16 protein-coding genes and 1 pseudogene are annotated in these 16,773 nt (G+C 25.8%); 15 read left to right on the top strand and 2 right to left on the bottom strand.

Annotation, left to right across the window (positions count from 1 at the left end; all coding sequences use genetic code 4):
• The first annotated feature begins 56 nt into the window (after positions 1–56).
• Positions 57–857: an IS1/IS1595 family N-terminal zinc-binding domain-containing protein gene (locus I5Q57_RS02190; protein WP_215826606.1), complete on the top strand. Its 801-nt coding sequence runs from the start codon at positions 57–59 to the stop codon at positions 855–857.
• Positions 858–1,098: 241 nt separating this feature from the next.
• Here the strand turns inward: I5Q57_RS02190 and I5Q57_RS02185 are convergent, their stop codons facing one another.
• Entirely contained in the window at positions 1,099–1,707 is a 609-nt protein-coding gene (locus I5Q57_RS02185; RefSeq protein ID WP_215827035.1) for an alpha/beta hydrolase, read from the bottom strand.
• A gap of 471 nt (positions 1,708–2,178) precedes the next feature.
• Between I5Q57_RS02185 and I5Q57_RS02180 the strand changes: the two genes are divergently transcribed.
• The 8 genes from I5Q57_RS02180 to I5Q57_RS02145 all read left to right on the top strand — a co-directional run bounded on the left by I5Q57_RS02180 (position 2,179) and on the right by I5Q57_RS02145 (position 8,545).
• Positions 2,179–2,469: an IS1/IS1595 family N-terminal zinc-binding domain-containing protein gene (locus I5Q57_RS02180; protein WP_215826605.1), complete on the top strand. Its 291-nt coding sequence runs from the start codon at positions 2,179–2,181 to the stop codon at positions 2,467–2,469.
• Positions 2,470–2,481: 12 nt separating this feature from the next.
• Positions 2,482–3,138 carry a hypothetical protein gene (locus I5Q57_RS02175; RefSeq protein WP_215826604.1) on the top strand — a complete coding sequence of 219 codons (657 nt, stop codon included), beginning with the start codon at positions 2,482–2,484 and terminating at the stop codon, positions 3,136–3,138.
• Positions 3,139–3,297: 159 nt separating this feature from the next.
• Positions 3,298–4,245 carry a glycosyltransferase family 2 protein gene (locus tag I5Q57_RS02170; RefSeq protein WP_215826603.1) on the top strand — a complete coding sequence of 316 codons (948 nt, stop codon included), beginning with the start codon at positions 3,298–3,300 and terminating at the stop codon, positions 4,243–4,245.
• On the top strand, positions 4,215–4,994 hold the full coding sequence (locus tag I5Q57_RS02165; RefSeq protein WP_215826602.1) for an RDD family protein: 780 nt from the start codon (positions 4,215–4,217) through the stop codon (positions 4,992–4,994). Before I5Q57_RS02170 ends, I5Q57_RS02165 begins: the two co-directional genes overlap by 31 nt.
• Positions 4,995–5,006: 12 nt before the next feature.
• Positions 5,007–7,148, top strand: coding sequence for an ATP-dependent helicase (locus tag I5Q57_RS02160; RefSeq protein ID WP_215826601.1), 2,142 nt, complete (start codon positions 5,007–5,009; stop codon positions 7,146–7,148).
• A 91-nt stretch (positions 7,149–7,239) separates the two neighbouring features.
• Positions 7,240–7,503 carry an HPr family phosphocarrier protein gene (locus I5Q57_RS02155; protein ID WP_215826600.1) on the top strand — a complete coding sequence of 88 codons (264 nt, stop codon included), beginning with the start codon at positions 7,240–7,242 and terminating at the stop codon, positions 7,501–7,503.
• Between the two features lie 566 nt (positions 7,504–8,069).
• On the top strand, positions 8,070–8,396 hold the full coding sequence (locus I5Q57_RS02150) for a hypothetical protein (RefSeq protein WP_215826599.1): 327 nt from the start codon (positions 8,070–8,072) through the stop codon (positions 8,394–8,396).
• Positions 8,397–8,398: 2 nt separating this feature from the next.
• Positions 8,399–8,545 (top strand): hypothetical protein, encoded by a 147-nt coding sequence (locus tag I5Q57_RS02145; RefSeq protein ID WP_215826598.1) that lies wholly within the window; start codon positions 8,399–8,401, stop codon positions 8,543–8,545.
• On the opposite strand, the pseudogene I5Q57_RS02140 reads toward I5Q57_RS02145, so the two are convergent.
• Positions 8,507–9,616: pseudogene (locus I5Q57_RS02140) on the bottom strand (IS3 family transposase). The gene I5Q57_RS02145 and the pseudogene I5Q57_RS02140 overlap by 39 nt on opposite strands.
• A 278-nt stretch (positions 9,617–9,894) precedes the next feature.
• Here I5Q57_RS02140 and ychF point away from each other — a divergent pair.
• The 6 genes from ychF (at position 9,895) to fba (ending at position 16,759) form a co-directional block, all read left to right on the top strand.
• Entirely contained in the window at positions 9,895–10,995 is a 1,101-nt protein-coding gene (gene ychF / locus I5Q57_RS02135; protein WP_215826597.1) for a redox-regulated ATPase YchF, read from the top strand.
• Positions 10,996–11,112: 117 nt separating this feature from the next.
• Complete coding sequence (gene gltX, locus I5Q57_RS02130) at positions 11,113–12,570, top strand: glutamate--tRNA ligase (protein ID WP_215826596.1); 1,458 nt, start codon at positions 11,113–11,115, stop codon at positions 12,568–12,570.
• A 4-nt stretch (positions 12,571–12,574) separates the two neighbouring features.
• Positions 12,575–13,801, top strand: a complete 1,227-nt coding sequence (locus tag I5Q57_RS02125; protein WP_215826595.1) for an HD domain-containing protein — start codon at positions 12,575–12,577, stop codon at positions 13,799–13,801.
• Positions 13,802–13,814: 13 nt separating this feature from the next.
• Positions 13,815–14,234 (top strand): DNA-directed RNA polymerase subunit delta, encoded by a 420-nt coding sequence (gene rpoE / locus I5Q57_RS02120; protein ID WP_215826594.1) that lies wholly within the window; start codon positions 13,815–13,817, stop codon positions 14,232–14,234.
• 28 nt (positions 14,235–14,262) lie between these two features.
• Entirely contained in the window at positions 14,263–15,864 is a 1,602-nt protein-coding gene (pyrG, locus tag I5Q57_RS02115; protein ID WP_215826593.1) for a CTP synthase, read from the top strand.
• A 25-nt stretch (positions 15,865–15,889) separates the two neighbouring features.
• On the top strand, positions 15,890–16,759 hold the full coding sequence (gene fba / locus I5Q57_RS02110; protein WP_215826592.1) for a class II fructose-1,6-bisphosphate aldolase: 870 nt from the start codon (positions 15,890–15,892) through the stop codon (positions 16,757–16,759).
• The last annotated feature ends 14 nt before the right edge of the window (positions 16,760–16,773 follow it).

Raw genomic sequence — 16,773 nt, 5'->3', positions numbered from 1 at the left:
ATTGAATATACTTAATTTTAGGTATATTTTTAATATGATAGAGGTGGATAATAATTATGGAAAAAATAATTCAAGAACTAGTAAATACTTTAACAGATGATCAATTTTTAGAATTTTATGAAAAAGTAAAACAACAAGCAGAATTAATAAAAAAACAAAAACGTTTAAATGAAATTGATCAAAAATTTAGAGCACAGGGTATTAAATGCCCTAAATGTGAATCTTGCCATCGCGTTAAAAATGGACATAATTCAGAAGGAAAACAAAAATATTTATGTAAAAATTGCCGTGCAAGTTTTGACGCTTCTCGTAATCATTTTATTTATTGAAGTCATTTAAATTATGAACAATGAAATTTATTGATTCAAATTTCATTGCTGGGGCAATCTAGTAAAACAATTTCTCGTTTTATTAAAACTACATTAAAAACTGCTTGATATAATCGTCAAAAATTAATGAAATCAAAACAATTAGAAAATACCCAATTAAAATTTAAAAAATTATCTGGTAAAATCCAAATCGATGAAACATTTATTAAAGAAATTCATAAAGGAAATTTCAAACATAAAACTGATCCACGAAGAATTCACCTTGATCCATTCGCAACTAATACTAAATGCTGTATTCAAATGGCAGTTGATAATAATAACAATATTTATGTTAAATCCACAAACACCAAACGTTTACAAAAACAATGAGTTATTGAAAATATGAACAAAGAATTAATTAACCAAAATTCAATTATTACTTCTGATATGCAAAAATTATATTTTTTAGTAGCTAAACAAACAAATTATACTTTATGTGTAACTAAAACAACAATTAATCCTGAAGCTAGTTATCGTAACTTAAAATAAAATCAGTAAATTACAATCTAGCCTTAATTCATTATCATGGTTTAGGTTTTACTAATATTCAAAATTATTTAAATCTCTGAAAATGAAAATACCAACATAAGGGTTTAACTCCAAACCAACAAACAGCGGTATTATATTTTAATGTATAAAAAATTAAAGTAAAAATAGTAATTTTACATAAAATCCTTTTAAAATTATCAAGTTGATGATTTTTTTATTTTATCAAGAGTTTTCTACAAAATTAAAATAAAGTTTTACTTGTATAGAGGTCATAATCAGTTATAATTGATTGCAAATGCCCAGCATCTTTTATAACTAGTAGTTCACTAATTTGTTTTTCTTCATCACGAATTTTATGATGATAAATATCATAAGCCATATATAATGGAACAAAATTATCTTTTTCACCATGAATAATTAGTAATGGGATAGTAGTACATTTTTTTAAATTATTTTTAGGAACTAATTTTTTAACTTTTAGTTCATTAACTAATCGTAATGATAATCGCATTACTGATATTGTTCAAAATCAATGTTTTTTAAAAATTTTCATAATCATCCATCGTAGTTGCTCAATAAAACTACTATAAGCACAATCACTAATTGCTCAAGATACTTTTAATTCTTTAATTTTTTCACTGTATTCTTTAATGAATTCAATAATGGTACTTCCACCCATTGAATTACCAATTAAACCAATTGATTGGACAATAAAGTTCTTATGTAAATATTTTATTACCATTGCTAGATCATGTTTTTCAAAAAAACCAAATCCAATAGTTTTAGCACTAGATTTGCCGTGGTTGCGTGCATCAAATGATACAATATTGTATCCTTCATTATAAAAAATGTCTTGTCATTCTTAAAGCTAAAAATTTGTTTTCTGTTCATCCGTGCATAGCAATAACTCATTTGTTATTTTTATTATTAGGATTAATTAAAATTAAACTGCTAAGAATAGCATTACCATTAATAATTTCATGTTCTTGAAATTTGAGATTATTTTTTTCTTTTGTGCTGAAAGCAATTAAAGAATTGTTTTTAATAATACTATCAGTAGTTAAAACAGCTAAACTATATTTTTCAGTACCATGATATAAGGGGTCATATTTACCAAATCGATGAAATGTATTGGTGAAACGAGGCGTAACATAAAAATTTTTACAACATATATATAATATATATCATATTAAAATAGGTAAAGTTAAAATAATGATAATTAAACTATAAAATGTTTTTAATTTTGTAGAAAACTCTTGATATTTATTGAATATACTTAATTTTAGGTATATTTTTAATATGATAGAGGTGGATAATAATTATGGAAAAAATAATTCAAGAACTAGTAAATACTTTAACAGATGATCAATTTTTAGAATTTTATGAAAAAGTCAAACAACAATCAGAATTAATAAAAAAACAAAAACGTTTAAATGAAATTGATCAAAAATTTAGAGCACAAGGTATTAAATGTCCTAAATGTGAATCTTACCATTGCGTTAAAAATGGACATAATTCAGAAGGAAAACAAAAATATTTATGTAAAAATTGCCGTGCAAGTTTTGATGCTTCCCGTAATCATTTTATTTATTTAAATCATTTAATTTATTAACAATGAAATTTATTGATTCAAATTATTTTGATGGTTAAATCTAGTAAAACAATTTCTCGTTTTATTAAAACTACATTAAAAACTGCTTGATATAATCGTCAAAAATTAATGAAATCAAAACAATTAGAAAATACCCAATTAAAATTTAAAAAATTATCTGGTAAAATCCAAATCGATGAAATATTTATTAAAGAAATTCATAAAGGAAATTTCAAACATAAAACTGATCCACAAAGAATTCACCTTGACCCATTCGCAACTAATACTAAATGCTGTATTCAAATGGCAGTTGATAATAATAACAATATTTATGTTAAATCCACAAACACCAAACGTTTACAAAAACAATGAGTTATTGAAAATATGAACAAAGAATTAATTAACCAAAATTCAATTATTACTTCTGATATTAAAAAATTATATTTTTTAGTAGCAAAACAAACAAATTATACTTTATGTGTAACTAAAACAACAATTAATCCTGGAGCTAGTTATCGTAACTTAAATAAAATCAGTAAATTACAATCTAGTCTTAAAGAAGCCTTAATTCATTATCGTGGTTTAGGTTTTACTAATATTCAAAATTATTTAAATCTCTGAAAATGAAAATACCAACATAAGGGTTTAACTCCAAACCAACAAACAGCGGTATTATATTTTAATGTATAAAAAATTAAAGTAAAAATAGTAATTTTACATAAAAGCCTTTTAAAATTATCGAGTTGATGATTTTTTTTATTTTATCAAGAGTTTTTGACAAAATTAAAATAAATTAATTAGGTAATATATAAAGGCAAATGTTATAATTACTATATTGAGGGAGTGGTAATGGTGACAATCAGTTTTATTTTAACTAGTTCTAATGACAATAATAAGTTAGAAGTAACATTAAATAGTATTTTAAAACAAAAGGGTAAAGATTATGAAATTATTATTGTGGATGATAAAACAAAAGATGATACTCTAGAATATAGTACTAAATTCTTTCAAGAACATAGTGATACTATTAAAGTTATTAGTAGTTGAAAGGAAATTGAAACCGCTAATGCTTGAAATTTAGCATTAAGTAATGCTAAAGGAAGTTATGTTTTATTTTTACAGCCAGGATATAAATTAATAAATAATTTTATGGAAAATATTATCCAAGAAATTAATAATAATGATGAACCTGATTTAATTGAATTTATGGTTCAATATTCTAATGTTTATCATCATATTTCTTCACGAAGATTAAAAAATAATAATTTGTATCATCCTCTTTTAAATCGAGAAGTCTTTGCTTTAATTCATCATTCACTATTTAATAAATTATTTAAAAGAAAGATTATTACTAGTCATAAAATTACTTTTCGTTGCTCTAATCGTTTTGATTTATTATTTATTTATAAAATATTACCGTGAATTGAAACTTTATATACAAGCACTAAAATATTAGTAGATATTGAAATTGAGCCGTTCTTGAATTTTAATAGTTTTGATTTTTTAAAGCAATGAGTTCATATTTATAACTATTATAAGCAAATAAACTTAGCACGAGAGTTAATTGAAGAATTAGAATATGCATTTGTTCGCTTTCATTACTATACATTTTTAAAAGTTATTGCTCCAACAGGAAATAAAGTATTAGTTAAAAAAGCTATTCAAGAAGTTACAAATAAAGTTACGAAAAGATTTCCTCACTGAGAAAAAAATCAATATCTTAATTTAGTACCAGAGGATTTGTTCAATAAAGATGTTGCTAAAGATTGAAAAAAATATTTAAAGAATTTTGTTTAATGGATATTATGAAAATTAAAACTATTAGTAGTGATAGTGACACTATAAGAAAAAAAATGCCATATTTTTTAGTAAAACTTTGAAAAGTAATTTTTGCTAGAGTGATTGATTATGTAATTATCAGTATGATCATTTTTATTATTAGTTGGGGAATTTATCAAAATCAATATCTTAATGACTGACAAAAAGCAATTATTAATCATTTCAGTGCATTGTCATTATTAATATCTTATTTTGTTATGATGCCATATTTTTGTCAAGGTAGAACAATAGCAAAATTTATTTTTTGTTTTAAATTAATCAAAGAAGGTCAAAATAAGATTCGGATTTGAGATTTATTATATCGGGAATTGTTTATTACAATTATTCCGTGAGTAATTTTGATTATTAGTAATTTATTTGTTAGCTTAGTTTTTAAATATCCAATTTTTATTTTTAATTATCAAAACATTTTTGTAATTACTAAACCACAACATTCTTTACCGTTAGCTGTAACAATTACATTAAGATTAATGGGATTATTTTATTTATTATGATATGGTTCATTAATGTTACTTTATAAGTTTGATGTTAAAAATCAATTATTTTTTGACCGCTATTTACACATTTATATTGTTAATGTTCGTTATCATCAAGAGAAAAAGCAAGAAAAAGAAAAATTACAAGATAATAAAATTCATATTCATTTACAAGAGTCTTTACCGGGAACTATTGATAGTAAAGAATTAAAAGCAATTGAAGAGTTATAAAAGGAGTAGAAGATGAATATAAACCATTTAAATGAAGAACAAAAGTTAGCAGTTTTAAGTAGTGAAGGTGCTAATAGAATTATAGCTGGTGCGGGAAGTGGTAAAACAAGAGTTATTTTTTATAAAATTGCTCATTTGATTCATAATTTGGCCATTAGTAGTAATCAAATTTTAGCCGTAACTTTTACTAATAAAGCAGCTAATGAAATGAAAAGTCGATTAAATGAATTGGTTGGCGATCAATCTAAATATACATGAGTCCATACATATCATGCCTTTTGTGTTCGGGTTTTAAGAAATGATATTGTGGTTTTGGGATATACAAAAGATTTTATTATTATTGATACTGTTGATAAAATTAATATTTTAAAAGATATTATTAAAAATAAGCAATATAATTTTGATAGTAATGAAATTAAGAAAGTTAGTAGTATGATTTCTTATTGAAAAAATCATCAATTATCGTATCGCGATGTTATTAATAGTGATTTTTATCATGAACATAAGCAACAATGATTAGAAATTTATAAGATTTATTTACAATATTTGCCTAAGAATAATATGGTTGATTTTGATGATTTATTAACTTTAACTTTAGAATTATTTTCGCATCATACAGAAGTATTACAAAAGTGACAAAAGCGATTTTCGTATGTTTTAGTTGATGAATTTCAAGATACTAATGAATTACAGTTTGAATTAATTAATTATTTAGTAAAAATCCATCAAAATATTACTGTTGTTGGTGATCCGGATCAAACAATTTATTCTTTTTGGGGGGCAAAAGCAAGATTAATTTTAGATTTTGATAATTATTTTCCTAATGGGAAGACTTTTATTCTTAATCAAAATTATCGTTCAACACAAAATATTTTAGATGTGGCAAATATTCTTATTAGTTATAATCATTCACGAATTGCTAAAGATTTATTTACGATGAATGACCGTGGTAGTAAGACAAAATTATATCATGGCAATACTAGTATTCATGAAACTAACTGGGTGGCAAAAGAAATTAAAAAGTTAGTTGAGAAAAAAATTTTATTAAATAATATTTTAATTCTTTATCACGCTAATTATCTTTCTCGCGATTTAGAAGAAGCATTAATTAATAATTATATTAATTATCGTATTTATGGTGGTTTTAATTTTTTTGAAAGAAAAGAAATTAAGGATGTTTTAGCTTACTTAAAAACTTTAGTTTATGGTGATCAATTATCAACAGTAAGAGTTTTAAATTTGATTAAAGGTGTGGGGATGACAACAATTAATAATTTAATTGAACAATCACAAAATAATCATCAATCGCTTTTAGAATATTTAATGCTAAATGTTGCTAGTTTAAAACCATCAATAATTGAATTAGTTACATATTTAAAAGTTTGAAAAGAGAAACTAAAATCATATGAAAAGATGACTTTATTCAGTCAAGATTTTTTAAATAACGATAATTACTTACAGCAATTAGCAGATGGTTTTGAAGAAGAACGCTTAGAAAATGTTAAAGAATTATTTAATCATATGGAAAATTATGATTTGCAAAATGCGGACTCATTACAAGGAATGGAATTATTACAACATTATTTACAAGAAGTTAGTTTATATGTTGAGCAAGATAAAAATTCTGCTAATCAAGATAAAGTTAGTTTGATGACGATTCATAATGCTAAAGGTTTGGAATATGATTTTGTATTTATTATTGGCTTAAATGAAGGCATTTTTCCTAATACTTTAAGTATTGAAGAAGGAATTTCTGCTATTGAAGAAGAACGAAGAGTTTTATATGTTGCGATTACAAGAGCAAGAAAAGGATTATTTTTAAGTTATAGTGAAGGGTTTTCTTATGTAACTAATAATTACCGCTTACCTTCAAGATTTGTTATTGAAATTAATCCTAGTTTATTAGAACTTAAAAGTGATAAACAATTAGAAGATACTAAGCGGTCATTAAGTTGAACAATACTGAAAAATATTTCTTTAACGCCAGCAAAAAAATCGCAATGAAAAACTGGTGATATTATCCAACATTCTACTTTTGGTAAAGGGATTGTAACTAATATTTTAAATTCTAATGTTGAAGTTGCTTTTAATAGTGGGATTAAAGTTTTACGATCTAATCACCCGTTATTAAAGAAGGTTTTGAGTGAAGATTAAATATCTAGTTTTTAATTGCTGTTTATGTTAGTATTAACTTACACTTATTAATTATTATTTATTGATGTAAAAAATTAAAGGAGAAATAAAAATGTCATCATTTAAAGCTAAAATTACTGATCCAATAGGGATACATGCGCGACCTGCTGCGATTATTGTTAAAGAGGCTTCAAAATACAGTTCTACTATTAAAATTAAAGTTAATGGTTGTGAAGGAAATTTAAAGTCAATTATGAATATTATGGCTTTAGGAATTAAAACCGGAACAGAAGTAGAAATTGAAGCAATTGGTAAAGATGCTGATGTTGCAATTGCTGGCATTAAAAAAGCAATGAAAGATAATAAATTGGTTTAATATAAAATTTAAAAATACGAGTAATTTCGTATTTTTATTTTGTTTTTTTAAAATGCAAGGGCGCATAAAGTTTTGTTAGGTAGGAGAAGGTTTGAATAAGTATTAAGACAGTCAGCAATGATTGTCTTTTTATTTTATAAGATGTTAAAATTTGTTTTTTGAAAATTAAATACAAGTGAGTTAATAATGTTGATATGTATTAAAGCGCGATAAATTGTGGGTGGTCGCCATAACCAAAAGAAGTTTACCAGTTAATAGATAACACCCTATTAGCTATAGCAATTTGTTTCGTTTTGCAATAAAAAAATGAATGGGTGGATTTCCTAAAAATATACACGCTATTAAATTAGTTCCAAGGGTAGGATGCGGATGTTAAAGTGTAGAAATTTCTATATAGGGGTATGTTAAGTTTAAAATTATTAAAATCTTTATCTAATTAAAAAACAAAATTTAATAACAAAGCTTGTTAAACACTTAAATCTGCGATATATAAGTGTTTAAAAAACTAAGTTAATTAACAACTTAGTTAATATAACTTATTTTATTTATAAGAAAGGTAATTTATTATGAAAAACATTGAAAACATTTTCTTAAATACTAAAAAATATCTTTTAAAAGAAACGCAAAACGCAATGCTTATTAAAGCACCAAAAATTCCGTGATTTAATGAACAAATCGGTATTTGGTTTCCAAAGCGATTTGTTTATAAAGGAAAATATGAAAATTCTATTTGCATCGGAATAATAAAAGATAGTAAATATCAAATAATTTCAATTAATCAAAAAGAAAATGAAACCAAATTAATTAAGGGACAAGAATTATTAGGCTTCTTCATTGCCGAAAAAGAAAACAACAAAAAAGATATAAATTATAACTATTTTAAAGGAGTTTAAAAATGAATATTGCGATTGGACTAATATTTATTATTATCAGCATCATGCTATTGGCATATTTTGCTTATAAAATTTATGCCATGGTATGGCAACCCTTTTTTGGACACTTTTTATGTAGACTGTCATTTTCTAAATTCGACAGGCGTTAAATAATTTAAACCGCCGCGTACTCTACGATTATTGTATCAATTAACAAAATCAAATAATTCGCATTTTAATTATGTTAAATTTTCAAATTTTTTACCCTTGATAAATTCCGTTTTAAAAGTTTTGTAAGTTGTTTCGGCCACAGCATTGTCATACGGGCAACCCTTCGCACTCAATGATCTTTTAATATTAAAGGTTATTAAAATTTCATCAATGATTTTATTTTTGAACTCATTACCACGATCAGTATGAAATAAAGTTATTTTATTTAATGGTCGTGTTATTTTATGAAAAGCTTGTTGAACTAGTTCAGCGGTTTTGTTTGGTCTGGCACTATAGCCAATTATTTCTCGATTAAACAAGTCAATTAATAAACAAATATAATGTCATTTTCCTCCAACTTGCACATATGTTAAATCACTAACAACAACTTCATTAGGTTTTTTGTTATTAAATTGACGATTTAAAACATTACTAATTTGGTCATTATTAACCATTGTTTTATGATTACGATATTTTAATTTGTTGTATTTAGAAACCAAATTATTTTTGATCATAAGGAATCTGATTTTTCGACGTGATAAGATAATATCTTTTTTCATTAAAACAGCTTTAATTTTACGAGCACCATAAATTTTACGACTTTTATTAAATGCACTGATAACTTCTTCTTCATAATTATTAACATCATACTTAACACAATTATTAGTTTGATAATAATATGTTGATTTTGCTATTTTTAATATTTGACACATTTTTAGCCCGGAATATTTTTCTTTATTATTGTTAATAATTCCTATTTTTTGCCAATTATCAGTGCTGCTTGCTTTAAAATGTCATTTTCCATTCGTAATTGTTGGTTTTCTTTTCGCAAGTAAATTAATTCATTTTCTTCGACAGTGCGATTATCTTGCACTTTAAATGACCCAAAATTATTAAAATTTTCAATTCACTGAGTATACGGCTGATTTTGAAACCCCGTATTCTTTAATAATTTCAACAATGCTTTTTCCTTTTTGATAAAGCATGACAATTTGTTTTTTAAATTCATTTGAATATGAGTTTTTCCCCATTTTTATCTTCCTACTTTCTTAATAATTTTATTTTATTTGAAAGTCCACATAAATATGGTCCAACTTATTGTAACCTATCCAACCTAAAATTAAGTATATTCAATAAATATCAAGAGTTTTCTACAAAATTAAAAAAAATTGCGATTTTATTAAGATTATTGGTATAATTAATAGATAAATATTTGTTTTAGGAAATTAATATTTTATGTTATTAGCATTTTATTTATTTTTATTAATTAAATATTAAATATTAAATATGAAAGAGGAATAAAGAAGTTATGTCTTTAAAAGCAGGAATTGTCGGATTACCTAATGTTGGAAAATCAACATTATTTAATGCCATTACCAATTCTAAAGTTGAAGCTGCAAATTATCCTTTCACAACGATTAATCCTAATGTTGGTATTGTTAAAGTACCCGATAGTAGACTTAATAAGTTGGAAGAAATTTTTCAACCTGAGAAAGTTATTGCTAATAATTTTGAGTTTACAGATATCGCGGGACTTGTTAAAGGGGCATCATTAGGCCGTGGTTTAGGTAATAAGTTTTTAGGTCATATTCGTGAAGTTGATGCGATTTGTGAAGTTGTGCGTTGTTTTGATGATAGTAATGTTAATCATGTTGAAAATACGATTGATCCGATTAGAGATATTGAAATTATTAATTTAGAATTAATTTTAGCAGATTATGATATCGTTATTAAAATATTACAAAAATTAGAAAAACTTGTTAAAAATGATAAAAATCCAGTTTTTCTGAAAGAAATTAATTTATTAAAGAAAATTAAAGAAGCGTTATTTGATGGCAAACCGATTCGGCGTTTAGAATTAACAGTTGAAGAAGTTAATTTGATTAAACATTATAGTTTTTTAACTAGTAAACCAATTTTGTATATTGCAAATATTAGTGAAAAAGATTTAGTGGATAAAACTAATAAGTGAGTTGAAAAAGTTAAGGATTATGCTATTGCTGAGAAATCACAAGTTATTGTTATTTGTGCAAAAACAGAATTAGAAATTTCATCGTTAGAAGATAATGATAAAGAAGAGTTTTTAAAATCATTAAATTTAGAAACATCAGGCTTAGATCAGATGATTTCAAAAACATATCGCATATTAGGTTTATCAACATTTTTTACAGCTGGTAAGAAAGAAGTTCGTGCTTGAACATTTAAAAGTGGTATGGAAGCTGTTGAATGTGCTAGTATTATTCATACTGATATTTCTCGTGGTTTTATTAAATTAGAAGTTTATAGTTATGATGATTTAGTTAAATATGGTAGTGAGAATGCCGTTAAATTATCAGGAAAGTTGCTATTTGAAGGGAAAAATTATTTAGTTTCTGATGGTGATATTTGTTATTTCCGTTTTAATGTTTAAAGTCTTTAAGTTATTGAACATTTTTATGTACAATAAAGTAATTATTATAGTGTAAAATAAATTAGTAGTTAAAAACTAATTTATTTTTTTATATATTAAAAGAAATGGAGATAATGGATGAAGAAAATACGATTACGCTATGCACCTAGTCCAACAGGATATTTACATATTGGTGGTGCCAGAACAGCAATTTTTAATTATCTATTTGCTAAACATTATAATGGCACATTTATTGTGCGAATTGAAGATACTGATTTAGAACGAAATGTTAGTGGCGGTATTGCGTCACAATTAGATAATTTGCGATGATTAAATATTGTTATTGATGAAACTATTGATACATTAGGTAATTTTGGTCCATATCAACAAACTGAGCGCTTACAAATTTATATTAAATATGCTAATGAGCTGGTTACTAATAATTTAGCATATTATTGTTATTGTTCAGCAGAACAATTAACCCAAGTGAAGCAAAAGCAAATTGAGCAAGGAATAGCGCCAAGTTATGATGGTAAATGTTGAAGTCTTTCTATTAGTGATATTAAAGCAAAAGAAGTTTTAGGGATTAAACCAAGTATTAGAATCCGAATCCCAGAAAATAAATCTTATATTCTTAATGATTTGGTACGAAAAGAAGTAATATTTGCTAGTAAAGATATTAGTGATTTTGTTATTATTAAATCAAATGGCGTGGCGACATATAATTTTGCTGTTGTTATTGATGATTATTTAATGAAAATTAGTCATGTTTTACGAGGTGAGGAGCATTTATCTAATACTCCAAAGCAATTAGTAGTCTATGAAGCTTTTAATTGAACACCACCAATTTTTGGTCATTTACCATTAATTGTTAATGAAAATCGAAAAAAATTGTCAAAACGCGATGGGACAATTGTACAATTTATTAGTCAGTATCACGAATTAGGATATTTACCAGCAGCGTTATTTAATTTTTTTGTTTTATTAGGTTGATCACCACCAGATACGCAAGAAATTTATTCAATATCGCAATTAATTGCTATTTTTGATGAAAATCGTTTTAGTAAATCTAGTAGTTTGTTTGATGTTAATAAACTCAATTGAATTAATAATAAGTATATTCAAAAATTAGATGCGATTGCTTACTGAGAATTATGTTTGTCATTTTTATGTAAAGTTTATGAAATAAAAGCATATCCGTTAGTTTGATGACAGGAAGTAGTTGCTTTGTATCAGCAAGAATTAATTTATGGGCAAAAAATAAGTGGTTTAGTTGCGATGTTTATTGAAGACGATATTGTGGCTACGGAAGTTATTGAATATTTAAAAACTAATAATGTTTTATTAGTCATTAATAATTTTAAGCAATTAATTCAAAATTTAAAGCAATGAGATGATGATAGTGTTAATGACATTATTACTACAATTAAAAAAGAACAAAATCTTAAAGGTAAAGACTTATTGATGCCAATTAGAATTGCTAGTTCAAAAAGAATGGCAGGACCACAATTAGTAAAAACAATTAAACTTTTAGGTCAAAAAAAAGTAATGAATAATATTAATGAAATATTAGAAATATTTAATAGGGCGGGGTAAGATGATGAGTCAATGAATGGTTCGTGATAGTATTTATGGTAATATTAATGTTCAAGAATCAGTTATTATTGCTTTAATTAATAGTAAAGAGTTTCAACGCTTAAGAAGAATTTTACAATTAGGTGGTGGACAATTTGCTTTCCCTAGTGCTGTTCATAATCGTTTTAGTCATTCATTAGGAGTTTATTATTTAATTGATAAAATTTTTAGAAATTCTAGTTTTGATAATGTATCTAATGAAGAAAAAACTTTAACAAAAATTGCTGGTTTATTACATGATTTAGGGCATGGTCCTTTTTCTCATAGTTTTGAAAAAGTTTCGCCAATTAATCATGAACAATGAACAATTGCCATTATTCAAAATGAACAATCGCAAATTAATCAAGTTTTAAAAGCATTTAATATTGATGTGCAAGCTGTTTGTCAAATTATTGCTAAAACCCATCCTAATAAAATTCTTTTATCATTAGTAAGTTCCCAACTTGATTGTGATCGGATGGATTATTTGTTAAGAGATTCTTATCATACAGGTGTTGAATATGGAAATTTTGATATTGATTGAATTATGGAAAATTTACGAATTATTAATAATGAAATTGTTTATGATGAAAAAGCATTATTTGCAATTGAAAATTATTTGTTAGGTCGTTATCATATGTATTGGCAAATTTATAATCATAAAGTTGGCATTAGTTTTGATTATTTATTAGTAAATATTTTTAAACGCTTAAAATATTTATTTACAAAAAATTTTAAGTTTAAAACTGATATTGCTTTAGTTGTATCTTTATTACAAGAAAATAATTCCGAACAATTAAATGTAAGTCATTATTTACAACTTGATGATTATAGTTTAATGAGTCTTTTTAGTTTATTAGCTAAAGAAGAAGATAATATTTTGCAAGATTTAACAGACCGCATTGTTAATCGAAGATTTTTTAAATTAATTCCTAATTTCAATGCTAATGATTTAAAAAACTATCAAAAATTGTTAGTTGCAGGAAATTATGATTTAGATTATTATTTAATTATTGAAGAATTTAATCAGCCAACATTATATCAGCAGGACTTAATGGAGCAACCAATTAAATTAGTTAATAAAAATGATGTAGTATTTAATTTAGAAAAAAAATCTAAATTGATTAATACTAGTAAACAAAGTAGTAAACAAGTGGAAAAACAACAATATGTATTATTACCAAAAGAAGTTTTGGTACAAACACAGATTTAGAAGGAGATAATATATGAATAAGTCTTTAGTTGATCTGGCATATGAATTTCTTATTAAGCGAAAACACGCTGGTTTTAAAGAAATTTATGATTATGTTAAGATTGCCAAGGAAACAACAATTGAATCTGAAACAAAAGAAATGGTTAATTTATATACTGATATGGTATTGGATAATCGTTTTTTGTTAATTCAGGATAACGAATGGGGGTTACGACAAGATTATAAGTTTGATGAAATTAAGAAACAATTAGAGTTTTTATTTGCTATTAATGATGATATTGATCCTAAGAAATTAGAAGTTACTGAAATTATTGATGAAGTTGATAATACTTTTGAAGAAAGCATTGATGATGAAGAAGATGAATTAGAAATTGATAGCGATGATGAAGTTGATTGAGATGAAATTGAAAAAGAAATGGAAGAAAATAACTAGTTGTTAGAGTTAAAGAAGGTGAATTATAATGATAAAATATATTTTTATTACGGGTGGTGTAGTTTCCAGTTTAGGTAAGGGAATTGCTGGCGCTTCAATTGGTCATATTTTAAAAGATAGTGGATTAAAGGTTTTTATGCAAAAATTTGATCCATATATTAATGTTGATCCAGGAACAATGAACCCCTATGAGCATGGTGAGGTTTTTGTTACTGCTGATGGTAGTGAGACTGATTTAGATTTAGGTCATTATGAACGCTTTATTGATGAAAATTTGACTTGCTATTCATCAATTACTGCTGGTAAAGCATATTTAGAAGTAATTGAAAAAGAGCGGAATGGTGATTATGAAGGTAAAACAGTTCAAGTAGTACCGCATTTAACAGATATTATTAAGAATAAGATTTATTTAGCATCAACTGTTAGTAAAGCCGATATTATTATTGGTGAAATCGGGGGCACAGTTGGTGATATTGAGTCATTACCATTTATTGAAACGATTCGGCAAATAAGAATGGAAAAAGGGAAAGAAAATGTGTTATTTATTCATGTTGCTTTAGTACCATTTATTGCTGCTAGTGGTGAATTTAAAACAAAGCCAGTTCAACATTCAGTTAAAGAATTATTGTCATTAGGAATTCAACCAGATATTGTTCTTGCCCGTAGTGAACAAGAATTATCAGCACAATTAATTGATAAAATTTCTTTATTTTGTAATGTTAATCGTAATGCTGTTTTTAATGCTTATGATATGGATAATATTTATAAAGTACCAATTGTTCTTTATGAACAAGATATTTTAACAACGCTTGCCCTGTTGCTACATTTAAAAATTAAACATAATAATTTAAAAAAATTAAAATTGTTTTTACAAAAAGCTAGTGATGCTAAAAATAAAGTTATTACAATTTATTTAGTTGGTAAGTATATTGAATTACCGGATGCGTATTTATCAGTTTTAGAGTCATTAAAGTTAGCTGGTTATGAAAAAGGTGTTGAAGTTAAAGTGCAATGAATTAGTGCCAATGATATTGATGAAAATAATTATGAAGATATCTTTAAACATTGTAAAGGTATTATTGTACCTGGCGGGTTTGGTTATCGGGGCATTGAAGGAAAAATATTAGCTGCTAAGTATGCTAGAAGACATCATATTCCTTATTTTGGCATTTGTTTAGGCATGCAAACGGCATTAATTGAATTTGCCCAAGATGTTTGTAAATTACCAGATGCTCATTCTGAGGAATTTTTTCCTGAATGTAAAAATCCGATATTACATTTAATTAGAGGAAAAAACTCAACTGATCATATTGGTGGTACATTGCGACTAGGAAATTATGATATTACTATTGAAGATAAAACGCATGTTTCGAAATTATACAAGAAAAAGGTTATCCAAGAACGCCATCGGCATCGTTACGAAGTAAATAATGATTATTTGGATTTATTTAAAGAAAAAGGAATTATTTTTAGTGGTATGTATAAAGAACAATCTTTAGTGGAAATTATTGAATTAAAGAACCATCCGTTTTTTATTGGTAGTCAATTTCATCCTGAATTTACTTCCCGAACGAGCAAACCAAATCCATTATTTATTGGATTTATTGAAGCAGTAATTAAAGCATATTAACAAATTTTAATCTTGGAGGATAGAAATGATAAAATTAGTTAATCCAACAGCAATGTTGCAAAAAGCGAGAAAAGAAAATTATGCAATTGCGCATTTTAATATTAATAATTTAGAATGAATTAAAGCAATTTTAAAAGCAGTACAAGAAACTAATAGTCCAGTAATTTTAGGAGTATCCGAAGGGGCAATTAAATATATGGGGGGAGTTAAAACGGTTTATGGATTAGTTACTAATCTAATGGATTTCATTAAGGTGAATGTCCCCGTAGCATTACATTTAGACCACGGTCAAACTGTTGAATCTTGTATTGCGGCGATTGATGCTGGTTTTTCTTCAGTAATGTTTGATGGTAGTCATTATCCTCTTGCTGAAAATTTAAAATTAACTGCCCAAGTAGTAGATTACGCTCATCGTAAAAATGTTGCTGTTGAGGCTGAAGTTGGAACTATTGGTGGTGAAGAAGATGGTGTTATTGGTACGGGGGAATTAGCAACCCTTGATGAATGTCAAGCAATGAAAAACTTGGCGGTTGATTTTTTAGCTGCCGGAATTAACAATATTCATGGTCCATATCCTAAAAATTGGTACGGTTTAAAATTAGATTTGTTAAAAAATATTTCTGAAAATATTTCTTTACCACTAGTATTACACGGTGGTTCGGGAATTGATATGGAACAAATTAAACAAGCGATTAGTTTAGGAATTAGTAAAATTAATGTTAATACGGAATTACAATTAGAATTTCAACAAGCAACCCGACAGTATATTATTGCTGAAAAAGATCAAGTGGGTAAAGGTTATGATCCGCGAAAATTATTAAATCCGGGAACTGTTGCTGTTGAGAATAAAGCGAAACAATTATTAGCAGAGTTTGGTAGTTTAAATAAAGCTTAATTTAAAAAAGAATA

The organism is Spiroplasma endosymbiont of 'Nebria riversi' (assembly GCF_018831625.1).
Taxonomy (GTDB): domain Bacteria; phylum Bacillota_I; class Bacilli_A; order Mycoplasmatales; family Nriv7; genus Nriv7.
The sequence above is the reverse complement of the archived record's forward strand: the minus strand, read 5'-3'. Positions and strand labels throughout refer to the sequence as shown.